Origin of the sequence: Pseudomonas sp. efr-133-TYG-23, from assembly GCF_030209215.1 — a bacterium.
GTDB lineage: Bacteria > Pseudomonadota > Gammaproteobacteria > Pseudomonadales > Pseudomonadaceae > Aquipseudomonas > Aquipseudomonas rhodesiae.
Genome location: NZ_JARVSL010000028.1, coordinates 14,382 through 31,754, shown reverse-complemented (window position 1 = coordinate 31,754; position 17,373 = coordinate 14,382). Strand labels below are relative to the sequence as shown.

At 57.8% G+C, this 17,373-nt stretch carries 20 protein-coding genes and 1 tRNA gene; 3 read left to right on the top strand and 18 right to left on the bottom strand.

What is annotated here, in order from left to right; all coding sequences use genetic code 11:
* Positions 1–9: 9 nt before the first annotated feature.
* The 9 genes from QRN41_RS20130 to thrS form a co-directional block, all read right to left on the bottom strand.
* Positions 10–86 (bottom strand) — tRNA-Pro (locus QRN41_RS20130).
* A gap of 90 nt (positions 87–176) precedes the next feature.
* Positions 177–533 carry a MerR family transcriptional regulator gene (locus tag QRN41_RS20125; protein ID WP_003174972.1) on the bottom strand — a complete coding sequence of 119 codons (357 nt, stop codon included), beginning with the start codon at positions 531–533 and terminating at the stop codon, positions 177–179.
* Positions 514–816: an integration host factor subunit alpha gene (ihfA, locus tag QRN41_RS20120; protein ID WP_002553164.1), complete on the bottom strand. Its 303-nt coding sequence runs from the start codon at positions 814–816 to the stop codon at positions 514–516. The genes QRN41_RS20125 and ihfA overlap by 20 nt, the downstream gene beginning before the upstream one ends.
* Positions 817–819: 3 nt before the next feature.
* Entirely contained in the window at positions 820–3,198 is a 2,379-nt protein-coding gene (pheT, locus tag QRN41_RS20115; RefSeq protein ID WP_167418525.1) for a phenylalanine--tRNA ligase subunit beta, read from the bottom strand.
* A gap of 26 nt (positions 3,199–3,224) precedes the next feature.
* Entirely contained in the window at positions 3,225–4,241 is a 1,017-nt protein-coding gene (gene pheS / locus QRN41_RS20110; RefSeq protein WP_034099107.1) for a phenylalanine--tRNA ligase subunit alpha, read from the bottom strand.
* A gap of 109 nt (positions 4,242–4,350) precedes the next feature.
* Positions 4,351–4,707 carry a 50S ribosomal protein L20 gene (rplT, locus tag QRN41_RS20105; RefSeq protein WP_002553161.1) on the bottom strand — a complete coding sequence of 119 codons (357 nt, stop codon included), beginning with the start codon at positions 4,705–4,707 and terminating at the stop codon, positions 4,351–4,353.
* A 30-nt stretch (positions 4,708–4,737) separates the two neighbouring features.
* Positions 4,738–4,932, bottom strand: coding sequence for a 50S ribosomal protein L35 (gene rpmI / locus QRN41_RS20100; protein ID WP_002553160.1), 195 nt, complete (start codon positions 4,930–4,932; stop codon positions 4,738–4,740).
* Positions 4,933–4,992: 60 nt separating this feature from the next.
* Positions 4,993–5,544, bottom strand: a complete 552-nt coding sequence (infC, locus tag QRN41_RS20095) for a translation initiation factor IF-3 (RefSeq protein ID WP_169850653.1) — start codon at positions 5,542–5,544, stop codon at positions 4,993–4,995.
* On the bottom strand, positions 5,544–7,466 hold the full coding sequence (gene thrS, locus QRN41_RS20090; protein WP_285422059.1) for a threonine--tRNA ligase: 1,923 nt from the start codon (positions 7,464–7,466) through the stop codon (positions 5,544–5,546). Before thrS ends, infC begins: the two co-directional genes overlap by 1 nt.
* Positions 7,467–7,831: 365 nt before the next feature.
* Between thrS and QRN41_RS20085 the strand changes: the two genes are divergently transcribed.
* Both QRN41_RS20085 and QRN41_RS20080 read left to right on the top strand, forming a co-directional pair.
* Positions 7,832–8,146: a hypothetical protein gene (locus QRN41_RS20085; protein WP_080761387.1), complete on the top strand. Its 315-nt coding sequence runs from the start codon at positions 7,832–7,834 to the stop codon at positions 8,144–8,146.
* Between the two features lie 289 nt (positions 8,147–8,435).
* A complete protein-coding gene (locus QRN41_RS20080; protein ID WP_003234260.1) occupies positions 8,436–8,648 on the top strand; it encodes a cold-shock protein in 213 nt (70 codons plus the stop codon).
* Between the two features lie 72 nt (positions 8,649–8,720).
* Here QRN41_RS20080 and QRN41_RS20075 read toward each other — a convergent pair whose 3' ends face one another.
* Positions 8,721–9,041, bottom strand: coding sequence for an I78 family peptidase inhibitor (locus tag QRN41_RS20075; RefSeq protein ID WP_034099112.1), 321 nt, complete (start codon positions 9,039–9,041; stop codon positions 8,721–8,723).
* 145 nt (positions 9,042–9,186) lie between these two features.
* Positions 9,187–9,495: a hypothetical protein gene (locus QRN41_RS20070; protein ID WP_040268856.1), complete on the bottom strand. Its 309-nt coding sequence runs from the start codon at positions 9,493–9,495 to the stop codon at positions 9,187–9,189.
* A 171-nt stretch (positions 9,496–9,666) separates the two neighbouring features.
* Here QRN41_RS20070 and QRN41_RS20065 point away from each other — a divergent pair, with 171 nt between their 5' ends.
* Positions 9,667–9,879 carry a hypothetical protein gene (locus QRN41_RS20065; RefSeq protein WP_034099115.1) on the top strand — a complete coding sequence of 71 codons (213 nt, stop codon included), beginning with the start codon at positions 9,667–9,669 and terminating at the stop codon, positions 9,877–9,879.
* A 33-nt stretch (positions 9,880–9,912) separates the two neighbouring features.
* Here the strand turns inward: QRN41_RS20065 and QRN41_RS20060 are convergent, their stop codons facing one another.
* Genes QRN41_RS20060 through QRN41_RS20030 form a run of 7 tightly spaced genes read right to left on the bottom strand, consistent with a single transcriptional unit; the run spans position 9,913 to position 16,882 of the window.
* Positions 9,913–10,941 (bottom strand): nucleoside hydrolase, encoded by a 1,029-nt coding sequence (locus tag QRN41_RS20060; RefSeq protein ID WP_285422058.1) that lies wholly within the window; start codon positions 10,939–10,941, stop codon positions 9,913–9,915.
* Between the two features lie 26 nt (positions 10,942–10,967).
* Positions 10,968–11,372, bottom strand: coding sequence for a D-ribose pyranase (rbsD, locus tag QRN41_RS20055; RefSeq protein ID WP_167418526.1), 405 nt, complete (start codon positions 11,370–11,372; stop codon positions 10,968–10,970).
* Positions 11,369–12,286 carry a ribokinase gene (rbsK, locus tag QRN41_RS20050; RefSeq protein ID WP_285422057.1) on the bottom strand — a complete coding sequence of 306 codons (918 nt, stop codon included), beginning with the start codon at positions 12,284–12,286 and terminating at the stop codon, positions 11,369–11,371. Before rbsK ends, rbsD begins: the two co-directional genes overlap by 4 nt.
* A 23-nt stretch (positions 12,287–12,309) precedes the next feature.
* Positions 12,310–13,332: a LacI family DNA-binding transcriptional regulator gene (locus tag QRN41_RS20045; protein ID WP_034114417.1), complete on the bottom strand. Its 1,023-nt coding sequence runs from the start codon at positions 13,330–13,332 to the stop codon at positions 12,310–12,312.
* A gap of 3 nt (positions 13,333–13,335) precedes the next feature.
* The gene (locus tag QRN41_RS20040) at positions 13,336–14,313 is read right to left on the bottom strand and encodes an ABC transporter permease (protein WP_285422056.1); all 978 of its coding nucleotides are present in this window, start codon (positions 14,311–14,313) and stop codon (positions 13,336–13,338) included.
* Positions 14,310–15,863 (bottom strand): sugar ABC transporter ATP-binding protein, encoded by a 1,554-nt coding sequence (locus tag QRN41_RS20035; RefSeq protein ID WP_285422055.1) that lies wholly within the window; start codon positions 15,861–15,863, stop codon positions 14,310–14,312. The genes QRN41_RS20040 and QRN41_RS20035 overlap by 4 nt, the downstream gene beginning before the upstream one ends.
* Positions 15,864–15,922: 59 nt before the next feature.
* Positions 15,923–16,882: a sugar ABC transporter substrate-binding protein gene (locus QRN41_RS20030; protein ID WP_285422054.1), complete on the bottom strand. Its 960-nt coding sequence runs from the start codon at positions 16,880–16,882 to the stop codon at positions 15,923–15,925.
* Positions 16,883–17,373: the final 491 nt, after the last annotated feature.

The window sequence follows — 17,373 nt, the reverse complement described above, 5'->3', positions numbered from 1 at the left end:
TGAATTATATGGTCGGGACGGAGTGATTCGAACACTCGACCCCTAGCACCCCATGCTAGTGCGCTACCGGACTGCGCTACGCCCCGACTAGGCGTGTTACTGGGTTCGCTTCGCAACGAAGCGATCAGGAATATACCGCAAGCTTTTGAAATGTGGAAGTATTTTAAAAGCCGGATTTACTTCTTCAAAACCACCAGCACATCTTCGAGCTCGGAGATCATCTGGCGGATCAGCTGTTTGTACTGAGTGGTGTCGTCCTTGGCTTCATCACCGGACATGCGCTGACGCGCACCACTGATGGTGAACCCTTGGTCGTACAGCAACGCACGGATCTGTCGGATCATCAGCACATCCTGGCGCTGATAATACCGACGGTTCCCGGTGCGTTTGACGGGGTTGAGTTGAGGAAACTCCTGCTCCCAATAGCGCAGCACATGCGGCTTTACCGCACACAGCTCGCTGACTTCACCAATGGTGAAGTAGCGCTTGCCTGGGATGACGGGTAGTTCGTCGTTATGACTTGGTTCCAGCATAAGCCTCAACTCGGGCCTTCAACTTCTGCCCTGGACGAAAGGTGACCACACGGCGAGCCGTGATCGGGATTTCTTCTCCCGTTTTTGGATTGCGGCCAGGCCGCTGGCGTTTGTCCCGCAGGTCAAAATTGCCGAAACCAGACAATTTGACCTGTTCGTTGTCTTCCAGAGCATGGCGGATCTCTTCAAAAAACAGCTCGACCAATTCCTTGGCCTCGCGCTTGTTAAGACCCAGCTCTTCGTACAGACGTTCCGCCATCTCAGCTTTCGTCAAAGCCCCCATACGTCACTTCCTTAACGTGGCGTTTAACCTTTGTTCAAGCGAGGTGAGGATATTTTGTGTCGTGGTATTCACCTCATCGTCATTAAGAGTGCGCGATGGATGCTGCCAGGTCAAGCCGACTGCGAGGCTTTTTCTATGCGGATCAATACCTTTACCCTGATAGACGTCAAATAGCCTGAGGTCGGTCAGCCATTCCCCTGCATTTTCACGGATTACATCCAGAACGGCAGTAGCGGCGACATCGCGATCGGCGATCAGCGCCAAGTCTCGGCGCACTTCAGGGAAACGCGACAACTCGCTGAATTTGGGCATCTTGCCAGTCGCCACTTCAGCCAACACCAGCTCGAATACAAATACCGGGCGATCAAGGCCGAGAGTTTTCGACAGTTCCGGGTGAATCGCGCCGACGAAACCGACCAAACGTCCCTCACGCTCGATGCGCGCAGTCTGACCCGGATGCAGCGCCGGGTGGCTACCCGGAACAAAGGTGAACGCGTCCAACGCACCGGCAAAGCCCAGCACGGCTTCTACGTCAGCCTTAACGTCGAAGAAGTCCACGGCTTCGCGGCCTTGGGCCCAGCCTTCCGGCAACCGGCTGCCACAGACTACACCGGCCAGCATCGGCTCTTGCTCCAAGCCATCCAACTGCCCTACAAAACGCAGGCCACTTTCGAACAGGCGCACGCGATCTTGTTGGCGGTTCAGGTTGTGAGAAAGCGCTTTCACCAAACCTGGCCACAGGGACGAACGCATGGCGGCCATATCGTTGGAGATCGGGTTGGCCAGCAACAGCGGCTCGACGCCTGGATTGAACAGTTCGAACTGCTTTGGATCGATGAAACTATAGGTCACCGCTTCTTGGTAACCACGAGCAACCAGCAGACGACGCAGCTCAGGCAAGTGCGCACGCGCCTCAGCCTTTGGCTGAGGAGCAAGACGAGCTTGCGGGTAACGGACCGGCAAACGGTTATAACCGTACAGGCGCGCCAGTTCTTCGATCAGGTCGACTTCAAGGCTGATATCGAAGCGATGGCTTGGCACCTCTACCTGCCACTGCCCTTCCCCGCCCTTAGCAATGCCAAGGCCGAGGGCTGACAACAACTGCTCGATTTCAGCAGGCTCGATCACCAGGCCAAGCATCTGCTCAACGCTTTTAGCGCGCAGGGTAATCGGCGCCACACTTGGCAGATGCTCTTCGCTGACAGCTTCGGTGATTGGGCCGGCTTCACCGCCGGTAATCTCCAACAGCAGGCCAGTGGCGCGCTCCATGGCTTCACGGGCCAGCTGCCAGTCCACACCGCGCTCGTAGCGGTGCGAAGCATCGGTGTGCAAGCCGTAGGAGCGGGCTTTACCAGCAATGGCGATCTGATCGAAGAACGCACTTTCCAGGAATACGTCGCGGGTGGTCGCGGACACGCCGCTGTGCTCGCCACCCATCACGCCGGCAATCGCCAGCGCGCGCGAGTGGTCGGCGATGACCAGTGTATCGGCACGCAGGGCCACTTCCTGGCCGTCGAGCAGTACCAGCTTTTCGCCTTCTTCGGCCATGCGCACACGAATGCCGCCGTTGATTTCGGCGAGATCAAATGCGTGCAACGGCTGGCCCAGCTCCAGCATCACGTAGTTGGTGATATCGACGGCAGCGTCGATGCTACGGACATCAGCGCGACGCAGACGCTCGACCATCCACAACGGGGTAGGCTTGGACAGGTCGACATTACGGATCACACGGCCCAGATAACGTGGGCAAGCACTCGGTGCCAGCACTTCGATCGGGCGCACTTCGTCATGCACAGCAGGCACGGCAGCCACTACGGGCCGAGTGACCGGCACGTTGTACAGAGCCCCGACTTCACGGGCCAGACCGGCGAGGGACAGGCAGTCACCGCGGTTCGGGGTCAGATCGACCTCAATGCTGGCATCCTCCAGCTCCAGGTAGACGCGGATGTCCTGACCTACCGGCGCATCGGCCGGCAGCTCCATCAAACCATCGTTACCTTCACCCACCTGCAGTTCCGCCTGGGAACACAGCATGCCGTTGGACTCGACGCCACGCAGCTTGGCCTTCTTGATTTTGAAGTCGCCCGGCAACTCGGCGCCGATCATGGCGAAAGGAATCTTCAGGCCCGGGCGCACATTGGGCGCCCCGCACACAACCTGAAAGGTTTCCGCGCCGTTGCTCACTTGGCACACACGCAACTTATCGGCATCCGGATGCTGCTCGGTGCTCAGCACCTCGCCCACTACCACGCCGCTGAAGACACCGGCGGCCGGCGTAACGCTATCGACCTCAAGACCGGCCATCGACAGACGAGCAACCAGCTCGTCGCGATCTACCTGCGGGCTTACCCAGCCACGCAGCCATTGTTCACTGAATTTCATCCTGCTCTCCTAAAGATTCGTTACGACTAGCGAAATTGCGCGAGGAACCGCAAGTCGTTGTCGAAGAACAGACGCAAGTCGTTCACGCCGTAACGCAGCATAGCCAGGCGCTCTACGCCCATGCCGAAGGCAAAGCCCGAGAACTCTTCCGGGTCGATCCCGGACATGCGCAACACATTTGGGTGAACCATGCCGCAGCCCATGACTTCCAGCCAGCCGGTCTGCTTGCACACGCGGCAGCCTTTACCGCTGCACATCACGCACTCCATGTCGACCTCAGCGGACGGCTCGGTGAACGGGAAGAACGAGGGACGGAAACGCACCGCCAGTTCTTTCTCGAAGAACACCCGCAGGAATTCTTCGATCGTGCCTTTAAGGTCGGCGAAGTTGATATCGCGATCTACCAGCAGGCCTTCGACCTGATGGAACATCGGCGAGTGGGTAATATCGGAGTCGCTGCGGTACACACGGCCTGGGCAGACGATGCGGATCGGCGGCTTGTTCGCTTCCATGGTGCGGACCTGTACCGGCGAGGTATGGGTGCGCAGCAGCATATTGGCGTTGAAATAGAAGGTGTCATGCATCGACCGGGCCGGGTGGTGGCCTGGGATGTTGAGCGCTTCGAAGTTGTGATAGTCGTCTTCGACCTCAGGGCCTTCGGCAATGCCGTAGCCAATATGGGTAAAGAACTGTTCGATACGTTCCAGAGTCCGGGTGATCGGATGCAGACCGCCCGAGGCCTGACCACGGCCAGGCAAGGTCACGTCAATGGATTCGGCGGCGAGCTTGGCCGCAAGATCGGCCTCCTCGAGCGACGCCTTACGCGCATTGAGAACCTCTGTGACACGCTCCTTGGCAACGTTGATCAGCGCACCGACTTGCGGACGCTCTTCAGCCGGCAAATTTCCCAGGGTCTTCATCACCTGAGTCAATTCACCCTTTTTGCCAAGGTAGTGAACCCGGATTTGCTCCAGGGCATTGATATCTTCAGCGCTTTGCACAGCCTCGAGAGCTTGAGCGACGAGCGCGTCCAGGTTTTCCATGTACAGACTCCAGATACGAAATAGGGGAAGAGCTTTAAGGCTCTTCCCCTATTTATGACGTTTAACACCTTGGGCTGCAGGAGCAACCCAGGGTGACTGTCGGGGGTACTTAAGCCAAGGTGGCTTTAGCTTTCTCGACAATCGCAGCAAACGCCGCTTTTTCGTTCACTGCCAGATCAGCCAGAACCTTACGGTCGATCTCGATGGACGCTTTTTTCAGGCCAGCGATGAAACGGCTGTAAGACAGACCGTTAACACGAGCACCAGCGTTGATACGAGCGATCCACAGAGCGCGGAACTGACGTTTTTTCTGACGACGGTCACGGTAGGCGTATTGGCCTGCCTTGATTACCGCTTGCTTGGCAACACGGAATACGCGTGAACGCGCGCCGTAGTAGCCTTTAGCAAGTTTCAGAATTTTTTTGTGACGTTTACGGGCAATGACGCCACGCTTTACACGAGCCATGAGTTACTTCCTCTATTCTTGATCCAAAAATTAACGAAGGCGCAGCATGCGCTCGACTTTTGCCACGTCAGACGGATGCAGCAAGCTGCTACCGCGCAGTTGACGCTTACGCTTGGTCGACATTTTGGTCAGGATGTGGCTCTTGAAAGCGTGCTTGTGCTTGATACCGTTAGCAGTTTTCAGAAACCGCTTAGCAGCACCACTTTTAGTCTTCATCTTTGGCATGTTCGGATACTCCGCATTCAGTTGATAAACATAATCAGAAGGCCTGCCGTGCCCTGTTGATTACTTCTTCTTTTTCGGGGCGATGACCATGATCAGCTGGCGTCCTTCCATCTTAGGATGCTGTTCGACCGAACCGTACTCGAGCAGGTCAGCTTCAACCCGCTTGAGGAGTTCCATCCCCAGCTCCTGGTGGGCCATCTCACGGCCGCGGAATCGCAAGGATACCTTGGCCCTGTCCCCATCACTCAGGAAACGTACCAGGTTGCGCAGTTTTACCTGGTAATCCCCTTCCTCCGTCCCTGGACGAAACTTGATTTCTTTTACTTGAATCTGCTTCTGGTTCTTCTTCGCCGCAGCAATCTGCTTCTTCTTTTCGAAGATCGATTTGCCGTAGTCCATCACCCGGCAAACAGGCGGGACTGCGTCGGCGGAGATTTCCACCAGGTCCAATTTGGACTCTTCAGCGATACGAAGCGCTTCATCAATCGAGACGATGCCAATCTGCTCGCCGTCAGCGCCAATTAACCGAACCTCGCGTGCCGAGATATTCTCGTTGATCGGGGCTTTCGGTGCAGCTCGTTTATCTTGTCTCATTTCACGCTTAATAATAATTACTCCGAATCTGGGCGACCAAGCCGGGAAACCGCTTGCGCGAGGAACTCAGCGAACTGGGCGACGGGCATCGAGCCCAGGTCAGCACCTTCACGAGTACGCACAGCGACAGTCTGCATCTCGACTTCCCGATCTCCGATAACCAAAAGATAGGGAACCTTGAGCAAAGTATGCTCGCGGATTTTAAAGCCGATCTTTTCATTTCTCAAGTCGGACTTGGCACGAAATCCGCTTTCGTTGAGAGTTTTTTCAACTTCGGCGGCAAAATCTGCCTGTTTATCAGTGATATTCATGATCACTGCCTGGGTTGGAGCCAGCCACGCAGGGAATGCACCCTCGTAGTGCTCGATCAGGATTCCGACGAACCGCTCGAACGAACCGAGGATCGCCCGGTGCAGCATGACCGGGTGCTTACGGCTGTTGTCTTCAGAGACGTATTCGGCTCCCAGACGGATCGGCAGGTTAAAATCGAGCTGCAAGGTACCACATTGCCAGACACGGCCAAGGCAATCTTTCAGCGAGAATTCAATCTTAGGACCGTAGAAAGCTCCCTCACCCGGCTGCAGGTCGTATGCAAGGCCCGCGCTATCAAGGGCTGCGGCCAATGCTGCCTCGGCGCGATCCCACAGCTCGTCGGAACCGACGCGTTTTTCCGGACGAGTGGACAGCTTCATCTCAACTTCGGTAAAGCCGAAATCACGATAAACGTCCATGGTCAGCTTGATAAACGCCGCCGACTCAGCCTGCATCTGTTCTTCCGTGCAGAAGATGTGAGCGTCATCCTGCGTAAAGCCGCGCACACGCATGATGCCGTGCAGCGCACCCGATGGCTCGTTGCGGTGGCAGGCACCGAACTCCGCCAGGCGCATCGGCAACTCGCGGTAGCTCTTCAGGCCTTGGTTGAAGACCTGTACGTGGCATGGGCAGTTCATGGGCTTAATGGCGTAATCGCGGCTTTCCGACTCAGTCGTGAACATGTTGTCGGCGTAGTTGGCCCAGTGTCCGGACTTCTCCCACAGACTACGATCAACCACTTGCGGTGTCTTGATTTCCAAGTAACCGTTTTCGCGCTGAACCTTGCGCATGTACTGCTCAAGCACTTGATACAGGGTCCAGCCGTTCGGGTGCCAGAACACCATGCCCGGCGCTTCTTCCTGAAGGTGGAACAGGTTCAGGCGCTTGCCGATTTTGCGGTGGTCACGTTTTTCGGCTTCTTCGATGCGCTGGATATAAGCGGCCAACTGCTTCTTGTCAGCCCAAGCAGTGCCATAGATGCGCTGCAATTGCTCGTTCTTGGCGTCGCCGCGCCAGTATGCGCCGGACAGCTTGGTCAACTTGAACGACTTGAGGAAACGCGTGTTCGGCACGTGCGGGCCACGGCACATGTCGACGTATTCTTCGTGATAGTACAGACCCATGGCCTGTTCGTCCGGCATGTCTTCCACCAGACGCAACTTGTAGTCTTCGCCTCGAGCGGTGAACACGTCGATCACTTCGGCGCGCGGCGTGACCTTCTTGATCACGTCGTAGTCTTTTTCGATCAGCGCGTGCATGCGCTGCTCGATGGCCGCGAGGTCGTCCGGAGTAAAAGGACGCTCGTAGGCGATATCGTAATAAAAGCCTTCTTCAATGACCGGACCGATCACCATTTTCGCTGTCGGGTACAGTTGCTTGACCGCATGGCCAATCAAGTGCGCGCAAGAGTGGCGAATGATCTCCAGCCCTTCTTGATCCTTGGGCGTGATGATTTGCAGGCTGGCATCGGTGGTGATCAGGTCGCTGGCATCGACCAGCTTGCCGTCGACCTTACCGGCCACGGTGGCTTTGGCCAGGCCCGCGCCAATGGATGCGGCGACCTCGGCTACGGAAACCGGATGATCGAATGAACGCTGACTGCCGTCGGGAAGAGTAATAGTTGGCATGGCGCCTCCTCTCCTAGTGGTGACCCCTACCAAAGGTCACGTGGGTTGGGATGAGCCAGTACAAGATCCAACACCAGGCCGCTCAATGCTGAACGCCTGCCTTACAGCGGCAGGAGCCTTTCGGCCAACCGATAATCGAACCAGAGTGACTGGAGTGAAAAAAACAACGTGGCCAGGCCGTCTGGAACGCGCCGATAAATAGCCAGGCCGCCGATGCTAGCACAGATGAACGGTCATCGCGCCGCCGCCGCTGCTGATAACGATAATTTCCAGGCTTTAATAGATGCAAAAATGAACTTGGGCTGTACGCAGTGCCTCAAACCCATTGAGAATCGCCGTTCGTCCTCGACTCAAAGGAGCATCCCATGATGCGTTTCACCTCGACCCTCGCTCTCGCCGCCTCACTGACCTTCGTTTCCCTTGGCGCTCAGGCTGCGGCTCCATCGAACTGGCCAGCCGGTGCGCGCGATAGTTTCGTCAGCGACTGCAGTGCTGCGGCCAGCCAGAACGTGGACGTCAAAACCGCCAAAGCCCATTGCGAATGTGGCGCGGACAAAATCAACGCGGAATTGAGCACTGCTGAAATCAAGGAATTGATGACCAACCAGAACGCCAGTGCGGAGCTTAAAAACAAAGCTGTAGCGGCTATTTCGTCCTGCAAAGTCGTGAAGAAAAAGTAAGTTCAGTGCCCGTTCACATGGGCGACTGATTGAAAAAAAGCTCTGAAATCCGCAATTTCTCACAAATTACGCAGGTTTTACGGCTTTTTTTAACAGCCTATATTTAGCGCAAAAGCCCCGTAGATCGGGGCTTTCAGCCTGTCAAAGAGCTAAACGCAACGCTATTGATTAGCAAACAATGCCTTGGGGGGGCTCCCAAGCCGAACATTTCGACTATGATAGCCCGGTGTGCCCAGTTGGCCTGAGCAGCACAGCACTACTGAAAATATATGTTTCTTGGAGATACACCATGTCTAATCGCCAAACCGGCACCGTTAAATGGTTCAACGATGAAAAAGGCTTCGGCTTCATCACTCCTCAAGGTGGCGGTGACGACCTGTTCGTACACTTCAAAGCTATCGAAAGCGACGGTTTCAAAAGCCTGAAAGAAGGCCAAACCGTTTCCTTCGTGGCTGAGAAAGGCCAAAAGGGTATGCAAGCTGCACAGGTTCGCGGCGAGTAATTCTCCGCTGAGCTAAAAAAACCCCGTCCATGTGACGGGGTTTTTTATGGGCACTGCAAAAGCCGGTGAGGATCAGCCGCAATTGACCCGCGTGATCACCAAATTGTCATCGGTGTTCAGGTTCAGTCGGTCGGAGCGGTACTCCAGGGTGATCATGTCGTTGGGCTTGAGGATCCGGGCGTTCTGCGCACCGGAGCGCGTACGAGCCTGTTCCAACAGTTGCGGCGAGGCTTTCTGGCCAATTGTAAATTCGGCAGCCTTCGCCTCACAGCGGCTATGACCGGCATCGGTCACGGCGGCATTTTTGGCCGGCTCAGAGGTACCCGAGGTGCTGCAGCCCGCCAATGCGAGTGCTGCCAACAAAGTACCGAATGATGCGAGCTTCCAAGGCATGAAGCCTCCTATGAATAAAAAATGGACAGAGATCGTGCGACAGCGGTGTGGCGATTTGGTTTCAAGACGTAAACCGTTGAGAAGCAAGTCTGCCTGACTCTCGCCGGGCATTCGCTTGATCAATCGTGACCAGATATGAACGCGATCAGTAGATGTCGATGTAGTCATCCGACGGTTTCGGCCAGTTTTGCCGCAACGCATTGAAAATCTGCGTGACCCAGACTTCATCACTGGCCGCCACGTTACCGACATAACCGGAGCCCTTTGCCCAGGTCTCCAGCCGAAACAGCAACCCGTCGATATCCACACTGCCCACCGCCCGTCCGCTCGAAATATAGGCAAGACCGGCCTTGGTCACCCGTAACTGGGCATGCTCGTCGTCGCTGGCACTGGCCAGCAGTTGGCGTACGGCGGCCAATGTCAGATTCTCGGGGTTATTCAAATCGATATGCACGGAGCGTTTTCCGACTATTAAACAAGCTAACAGTGTCGCACAGCGCGCGCCCGCACCTAAGCCTCATGCCTAAGTATCAGTGCCAAACAGCGTGCAAGATGGTTAACTGCCTCGGCAAAAACCGCGCACCAGCGCGCTGCCCAGTATTTTTTTCTGCCTCGCGAGACCTTCATGACCACCGTAACGCTTCAAGCCGACATCAAAGCCAAATGGCCCTTGGGCCAGAGTTCCTACAGCCCAGGCAGCCCAGAGGAATTGGCAATCATCGGCATCGACCTGCTAGTCAAGGAATTGGGCACCCAGGCCGCGCAAGCATTCATCGGCCAGGTATTCGAAAAATACCCAGCCGATCACATGGGGGCAGATAACCCCGAGCGCGAGTAAGAATCGGCCGGTGAACGCCGACCGATCAGCACGTTACTTCAAGCGCGCCAGGCGTTCGGCCAGCAGATCGAAAAAACCCTGGGCATCGCCGTTCTCAACCCAGAATGCGTTCTTCGGTTGTTTCAGGCCATCGTACCAATCGACGATGGTCTGACCGAAGGTCGGGCCTTCACGGCTGTCGACCACAACGTTGACTTCACGCCCGCTGAACAGCGAAGGCTTGAGCAGATAGGCGACCACGGTGGCGTCGTGCACCGGCCCACCGGGAATGCCGTAGTGCTCCATGTCGCCCTTGACGTACTCGTTGAGGATATCGCCGACGATCTTGCTCGCATTGTTCTTGAGGTCGGCGATCTGCTTCAGACGCGCTTCACTGGTGAGCACCTTGTGGGTGACGTCCAGCGGTAGGTAGGTCAGCTTGACGCCACTCTTGAGCACGATTTCTGCCGCTACCGGGTCGGCGAACAGGTTGAACTCCGCGACCGGCGTAATATTGCCGCCGTTGAAGTGCGCACCGCCCATCACCACCACTTCCTTGATGCCTTGAGTGATTTCCGGGTCTTGGGTCAATGCCAGCGCCAGGTTGGTCTGCGGGCCGAGCATAGCGATGGTGATGCTGTGAGGCTTGGCGGCACGCAGGGTCGTGACCAGGTAATCAACGGCATTGCCTGGCGCGAGGCCCTTTTTGGGCTCGTGCACGGTGACGCCGGAAATACCTTCCTTGCCATGAATGTTCTCGGCATAGATCGGCGTGCGCAACAGCGGTGCTGGCGCACCGGCGTATACCGGAATGTCCTCGCGCCCTGCCCACTCACGGGCCAGCCGGGCGTTACGGGAGGTTTTGTCCAGGCGCACATTACCGGCGACGGTGGTGAGCGCGCGGATATTCAGCTCCTCAGGAGAAGCCATGGCGAACAGCAACGCCACCACGTCATCGGCGCCCGGGTCGGTGTCGATGATCAGGTCGATTTTTTCCGCCGCCTGGGCGCTTGCTGCAGTGAGTGCGGACAAAAGCAGAACACTCCGAAACAAATTTCTCAGGGTGGGTAGACCACGTTGCATAAAACACTCCTTGTCGTTGGGAAAGACTAGAACGTCACGCCGGACACCAGCGCAATATTGCAGTAAGGCTGGCATTCGCCAGTACGCACCACGGCGCGGGCCTGACGGCTCAGCTGTTTGAACTCATCATGACTCAGCAGACGACGCTCGCCGAGCCCGGCCTGAGCCGTCAGGGCATTCAGCTCAGTCAGCGCTAAAGGCTGCTTGAGCAGAATCTCGTTGGCCAATACATGACTCTCCACCTGCATTTCACTGAGCACAATGCGCAGGGTACTGATGAAGTCCGGAATGCCCTGGGTCAGCGCCAGGTCGATCAACTCGACACCCGGCGGCACCGGCAAACCGGCATCACCGATGACCAGGATGTCGCCGTGTCCCAGAGAAGCGATCACCCGCGACAGGGCGATATTGAGCAGTGGGGTCTTTTTCATGAGGCTACAAAACCTTGTACGTCGTGCAGCGTTGGAATGGAGGGTTGTGCGCCGGCGCGGGTAACCGACAGCGCAGCCGCGACCTGACCGAAGCGGATGGCCTCGGCCTCGCTTTTGCCAGCGGACAACGCAGCTGCAAAACCGCCTACGAAGGTGTCGCCGGCTGCGGTGGTATCCACCGCCTTGACCTTGGGCGCCACCAAGTGCTCAAACCCTTGGCCATCGGCAAACAACGCACCTTGCGCACCCAGGGTAACGATGACTTTGCCGGCGCCAGCTTCGATCAGACGAGTCGCCGCCTCTTTGGCGCTGTCGAGAGAGTCGACCATCACGCCGCTGAGCGCACTGGCTTCGCTTTCGTTGGGAATCAGATAGTCGATCGAGGCGTACCACTCGGCCGGCAAAGGAGCACTGGCAGGCGCCGGATTGAGGATCACAGTCTTGCCCAGTTCACGGCCACGCTTGAGAGCGTACCCCACGGTGTCCATGGGCACTTCAAGCTGGCAGACGATCACGTCGGCCCCTTGTAGCACCGCGTCGAACGCTTGCAGTGACGCCGGCGTCAGAGCGCCATTGCTACCGGCCACGATGACGATTGCGTTCTGACTGCTGTCATCCACCACGATCAACGCAACACCGCTGGAGCCGGCGACGCTGCTGACCGCCTGGCAATCGATGCCTTCGAACAGCAATGCCTCGCGCAGTTGGCTGCCGTAGGCATCGGTGCCGACGCAGCCGATCATCGCCACCTCGCCACCCAGCCGCGCCGCCGCGACTGCCTGATTGGCGCCCTTGCCGCCGGGGACGGTGGAAAAGGTTTGGCCGATCAGCGTTTCACCGGCGCGCGGCAAGCGGCTGGCGCGGGTCACCAGATCCATGTTCAAGCTGCCTATTACCACTACTTTTGCGGGCATACATCAGTACTCATCAATTCGGTTCAGCGGTATTGGGCAAACACACCGGCGACGGGGGCCGTCGACTCACGCAACACAATGCTCGGCGTCACGATACGTTGATCGATCGGCAGTTGAGGGTTGGCGATCCGTCGCAGTAAAAGCTCGGCAGCCGTCTCGCCCAGTTGCACGATGGACTGCCCCACCGTGGTCAGCGCAGGGTAGACGTAACGGCTCATTTGAATGTCGTCGAAACCGATCACCGACAGCTCGCCGGGCACGCGAATATTACGCTCGGCCGCCGCGCGCAATACACCGAAACCGATCATGTCGTTGCTGGCGAAAATCGCGCTGGGCGGTTTTTCAGCCAGCAGTTGCACGGCGGCGGCATAACCGCCGGTGCTGGTGAAATCGCTTTCGCGGATGCGCTCGGCCGGTACTTCCACGCCAGCCTCGTGCAACGCCCGGCGATACCCTGCCAGACGCATTTGTGCCACGCGGGTGTGGGCCGGGCCGCCGATACAGGCAATATCCCGATGACCGAGGTCGAGCAGGTGCCGGGTGGCCAGGTAAGCGCCCTCTTCGTGGTCGATACGCACCAGATCGACATCAATGCCATCCAACGCCCGGTCGACGATCACCATGGGCGTTCGCACCGCGCTCAAGCCTGCAGCCAGCCCACTGTCGTCGCCGCCCACTGAGGTGACGATCAAACCGTCGATACGCTTCTCCAGCAATACCCGCAAGTAACTGCGCTGCTTTTCAGCGTTGTCATCGGAGTTGCAGAGGATCACGCAATAACCATTACGCTCGCAATAGTCCTCGATACCACGGGCCAATTCCGCGAAATACGGGTTGAGGCTGTTGGGCACCAGCAGGCCTATGGTTGCGGTGGTCTTGGCTTTGAGCGAACGCGCAACGGCACTGGGCACGTAGTCGAGCTGCTTGATAGCGGCCTCGACCTTGAGGCGCACCGGCTCGCTGACCGGACGCGTCTTGTTCACCACATGGGACACGGTGGTGTAGGAAATACCCGCAAGCGCTGCCACATCCTTGATCGTTGCCATGGTTCAGCCTCGCCGACTGGCACGCTGGCTGCGATAGGTATCGAGCACCACGGCGATCACAATCACGGCACCGGTAATGATGCGCTTGGTCGGCTCCGTGGCGCCGATCTGTGCCAGGCCGGCAGCCAGAACCGAGATGATCAAGACGCCGAAGAACGTGCTGATCACCGAACCGCGCCCGCCCATCAGGCTGGTGCCGCCGATAACCACCGCCGCGATCACCTGCAACTCCAGACCGGAACCCGCGTTCGGATCAGCCGCCTCCAGGCGCGAGATCTGGAACAACGCGGCTACGCCGGCCAACAGGCCCATAAGGCTGAACACCAGGATCTTGTAGGGCTTGGGATTGATCCCCGCCAGGCGTACCGCTTCCTCGTTGGTGCCGATACCGATCAGATAGCGACCGAACACGGTCCGCGTCAACACCAGTTGGGCCGCAATGATCACTAGCAAGGCAATGATGAACGACGGCGAAATACCAAAGGCAACCGGATTGGACAGCCAAGCGAAGGAGTCACCGATGTAGGCGGTGCGTGAACCGGTCATTTGGTACGCGACGCCGCGGGCCATTTCCAACACACCGAGGGACACGATAAACGACGGAATGCGCCAGGCCACGGTGATCGAACCGGTGAGCGTGCCGGCCAACGCGGCACAGCCCATGCCCAGCACGGCGGCCGGCAAAACGCTCCAGCCCCAGCTGAGGATCGCCACACTGACCGCCGACGCCGCCAGCGCCAGCACGGAGCCTACCGACAGGTCGATACCGCCGATGATCAGGATGAAGGTCATGCCCACCGCCAGCACCATCAGGTCCGGGATCTGGTTGGCCAACGTACTGAACGTGTCATAGGACAGGAAGTGATCGCTCAATACCGAGAACAGCGCAATCATCGCGAGCAAGGCACCTGCCAGGCCCAGGTAGGTCCCCAGGCCGTAGAAGTTGCCGCCGGTTTTACCGGGAAAAGTGGTCGTTTTCATGGGGTATCCCTAAGCACTGCATCGTTGAGCAGCGCATCACGTTTCTGATAGCCGGCAAAGGCGGCGGCGAGCAATTCGTCCTGGGTCCAACTGTCGCGCTCGAAGGTGTCGATCAGGCGCCCGGCGGACAGCACACCGATGCGGTCGCAGATCAACATGAGTTCGCGCAGGTCGCTGGACACCACTACCAACGCCTTGCCCTGCCGGGTCAACTCGCCGAGCAAGGCGTAAATGTCGAATTTGGCGCCGACGTCGATACCGCGCGTAGGCTCGTCGAACAGCATCACCGAGCAGTCGCGCTCCAACCAGCGACCAATCACCACCTTCTGCTGGTTGCCGCCGGATAATTCCGACACCAACTGCGCCGGGCTGGAACTGCGAATGCGCATGGCATCGATCTGACGTTGGGCCAACGCGGTTTCATCGCCACTGTTAACGACGCCGCCCGCGGAAATTTCAGGCATGTTGCCCAGAGCAATGTTGGCGCTGATGGACTGGGTCAGCAGCAAGCCTTCCCCCTTACGGTCTTCGGTGATCAGCGCGATGCCATGGCCCACGGCATCCACCGGCGAACGAATGCTCACCACCTGAGCTGGCGAGCCCAGGGCCACGGTGCCGCTGTCGGCTTGGTCAGCGCCGAAGATCAGGCGCAGTAGCTCAGTACGGCCCGCGCCGATCAGCCCGGAAATGCCATAGATTTCACCGGCACGAACTTCGAACGAGACGTCGCGGACTTTGTCCGAGCGCGTCAGACCTTTGACCGTCAGCGCCGGGCCACCGATGGTGCGCTGGCCCAAATCGATGTGTTCGCCCAGTTCGCGACCGACCATCAATGTGACCAGTTGCTCGCTGTTGTAGTTGGCCATCGGCTCGACGCACACCAGTTTGCCGTCACGCAGGACCGCGATGCGCTGGGCGACACGAGCCAGCTCTTCCAGCCGATGGGAAATGTAAATAATCGCTACGCCGCGAGCCTGCAAACGGGCGATCTGCTCAAACAGCATCTCGACTTCACGGGCGGTAAGCATAGCCGTGGGTTCGTCGAGGATCAGCACATGGCAGTCGCCGATCAGGTTGCGCGCGATCTCGACCATTTGCTGGTGGCCGATCCCCAAGCTGCCAACCAGAGTGTCCGGGTCGATGGCATCCAGGCCGACCTGGGCCATGGCTTCGATCGCGGCCGTGCGCAGTTGCTTGCGGCTGATCCAGCCACCGTGGCTGGGCAGGTTATGCAAAAACAGGTTTTCGGCGACAGTCAGGGTCGGCAGCAGGTTGAGTTCCTGCATGACCATGCGCACACCCAGCGCTTCAGCCTGAGTGCGGCTACCTGGGCAGTAATCCTGGCCGTTGAACTGCATGTGCCCGGTGGTCGGGGTGACCAGCCCGCCGATGATTTTCGACAAGGTGCTTTTGCCTGCGCCGTTTTCACCCGTCAGCGCCAACACTTCGCCGCGATTGAGCGTCAGAGTGATGTCGGACAGAACTGGCTGGGCATACGTCTTACCGATACCGCTGACCGAGAGGACAGCGTTCGGGGCGGAAGATGACATAGGAAAATCTCCGAGCGTCCGCCCGGGAGCGAGCGGACGCTGTTTGGGTGCTGCCAGAATTACTTCTTGAGGACGAGTTCGACCGGGGTTTCGATCACGCCATCTTTGGCATCGACTTTTTCACCCTTGACCAGCTTGAGCGCGTTCTGGATACCGAACACGGCTTGCTGGGCAGCGGCCTGGTCGGCGGTGGCCAGCACGCGGCCGTCCTGCAGCATCGGCTTGATGGCTTCGATATTGTCGTAGCCCACCACCAGCACCTTGCCCGCTTTGCCGGCTGCACGTACGGCGGAGACAGCACCCAAAGCCATGTTGTCGTTACCAGCCAGCAGCGCCTTGAGGTCTGGGTATTCGCTCAGCATTGCGGAGGCGACTTTCTGGCCCTGGTCGATCTCCCAGTTACCCGACTGGGTGGATACGATCTTCATGCCGGCAGCATCCATCGCGTCTTTGAAACCGGCGGTGCGCTGCTGGGCGTTGGTGGTGGTCGGTACGCCTTCGATGATGCCGACCTTGTCACCCGCGCTCATTTGCTTGGCCAGGTAATCGCCCACCAACTTGGCACCTTTGCGGTTGTCCGGGCCAACGAAGGGAATGTCCAGGTTCTTGCTTTTCAACACACCGGGGTCGAGACGATTGTCGATGTTGATCACCTTGATCCCGGCATCGGAGGCTTTTTTCAGTACGGTGACCAGCGCCTTGGAGTCGGCTGGTGCAATGACGATGGCGTTGACTTTGGACAGGATCATCTGATTGACGATATCAATCTGGGCAGCAGTATCGGTTTCATTCTTGATACCGTTCGTGATCATGTCGAAATCGGCGGGGTGGGCTTTCTGATAGTCCTTGGCGCCTTCCTGCATGGTGACGAAAAACTCGTTGGCCAGGGACTTCATTACAAGACCGACTTTCGGTTTGGCGGCGGCATCGTCAGCGAATGCAGAAGAGAGCGGTAAAGCGGCGGATGCGGCAGCAAGCACAGCGATAGCGAGAAGACGTCCAGCAAATGGCAGCGTCATGGGGTCACTCCGATCTTATGATTATTGTAAGCAACGCTTGCACCGAAGAAGGCTTCGGCAGCCCGCCCACTTAGGTGGCTGATACGAGCTGTCACGTTACGCCAAGCGCATCGGAAACATCTCGCAAACGTTTGCGTTACTCAAACTATGAGAACCTTGTCGAAATTTGTCAACGGGGGAAGCGTCTTTCATGCAGCTCCTTTCATCAACACCTTTGCAGCATACGCGGCAGCTTCTGAACATCGTCTCCCTTATCGCTCTCTGAACCGCTTACGCCTGGCAAGCCAATGCGGATTATTCCGTCATTATTTTCGGACAACCGAACGGCAATCGATGCCGTGTTCGGAAAGCCGGACGGCACGAAAATCGATCACACTTAAATTTCATAGAAAATCCTTTTTTATCAATAAGTTAATTTAAAAAACCATCAACCATGAGGCTGGTACAGATCCTGCTCCTAGTCAGCACCTCGCGGCATTTAGCATCGCCCG

What these genes read in the sequence shown, in the direction of transcription:
- rbsK (WP_285422057.1), bottom strand. Translation starts at nt 12,286, where the DNA reads ATGCCCGCAAAAGTAGTGGTAATAGGCAGCTTGAACATGGATCTGGTG.
- QRN41_RS20060 (WP_285422058.1), bottom strand. Translation starts at nt 10,941, where the DNA reads ATGCAACGTGGTCTACCCACCCTGAGAAATTTGTTTCGGAGTGTTCTG.
- rbsD (WP_167418526.1), bottom strand. Translation starts at nt 11,372, where the DNA reads ATGAAAAAGACCCCACTGCTCAATATCGCCCTGTCGCGGGTGATCGCT.
- ihfA (WP_002553164.1), bottom strand. Translation starts at nt 816, where the DNA reads ATGGGGGCTTTGACGAAAGCTGAGATGGCGGAACGTCTGTACGAAGAG.
- QRN41_RS20085 (WP_080761387.1), top strand. Translation starts at nt 7,832, where the DNA reads ATGATGCGTTTCACCTCGACCCTCGCTCTCGCCGCCTCACTGACCTTC.
- QRN41_RS20030 (WP_285422054.1), bottom strand. Translation starts at nt 16,882, where the DNA reads ATGACGCTGCCATTTGCTGGACGTCTTCTCGCTATCGCTGTGCTTGCT.
- pheS (WP_034099107.1), bottom strand. Translation starts at nt 4,241, where the DNA reads ATGGAAAACCTGGACGCGCTCGTCGCTCAAGCTCTCGAGGCTGTGCAA.
- thrS (WP_285422059.1), bottom strand. Translation starts at nt 7,466, where the DNA reads ATGCCAACTATTACTCTTCCCGACGGCAGTCAGCGTTCATTCGATCAT.
- pheT (WP_167418525.1), bottom strand. Translation starts at nt 3,198, where the DNA reads ATGAAATTCAGTGAACAATGGCTGCGTGGCTGGGTAAGCCCGCAGGTA.
- QRN41_RS20045 (WP_034114417.1), bottom strand. Translation starts at nt 13,332, where the DNA reads ATGGCAACGATCAAGGATGTGGCAGCGCTTGCGGGTATTTCCTACACC.
- rplT (WP_002553161.1), bottom strand. Translation starts at nt 4,707, where the DNA reads ATGGCTCGTGTAAAGCGTGGCGTCATTGCCCGTAAACGTCACAAAAAA.
- QRN41_RS20075 (WP_034099112.1), bottom strand. Translation starts at nt 9,041, where the DNA reads ATGCCTTGGAAGCTCGCATCATTCGGTACTTTGTTGGCAGCACTCGCA.
- QRN41_RS20040 (WP_285422056.1), bottom strand. Translation starts at nt 14,313, where the DNA reads ATGAAAACGACCACTTTTCCCGGTAAAACCGGCGGCAACTTCTACGGC.
- QRN41_RS20080 (WP_003234260.1), top strand. Translation starts at nt 8,436, where the DNA reads ATGTCTAATCGCCAAACCGGCACCGTTAAATGGTTCAACGATGAAAAA.
- rpmI (WP_002553160.1), bottom strand. Translation starts at nt 4,932, where the DNA reads ATGCCAAAGATGAAGACTAAAAGTGGTGCTGCTAAGCGGTTTCTGAAA.
- QRN41_RS20035 (WP_285422055.1), bottom strand. Translation starts at nt 15,863, where the DNA reads ATGTCATCTTCCGCCCCGAACGCTGTCCTCTCGGTCAGCGGTATCGGT.
- QRN41_RS20065 (WP_034099115.1), top strand. Translation starts at nt 9,667, where the DNA reads ATGACCACCGTAACGCTTCAAGCCGACATCAAAGCCAAATGGCCCTTG.
- QRN41_RS20125 (WP_003174972.1), bottom strand. Translation starts at nt 533, where the DNA reads ATGCTGGAACCAAGTCATAACGACGAACTACCCGTCATCCCAGGCAAG.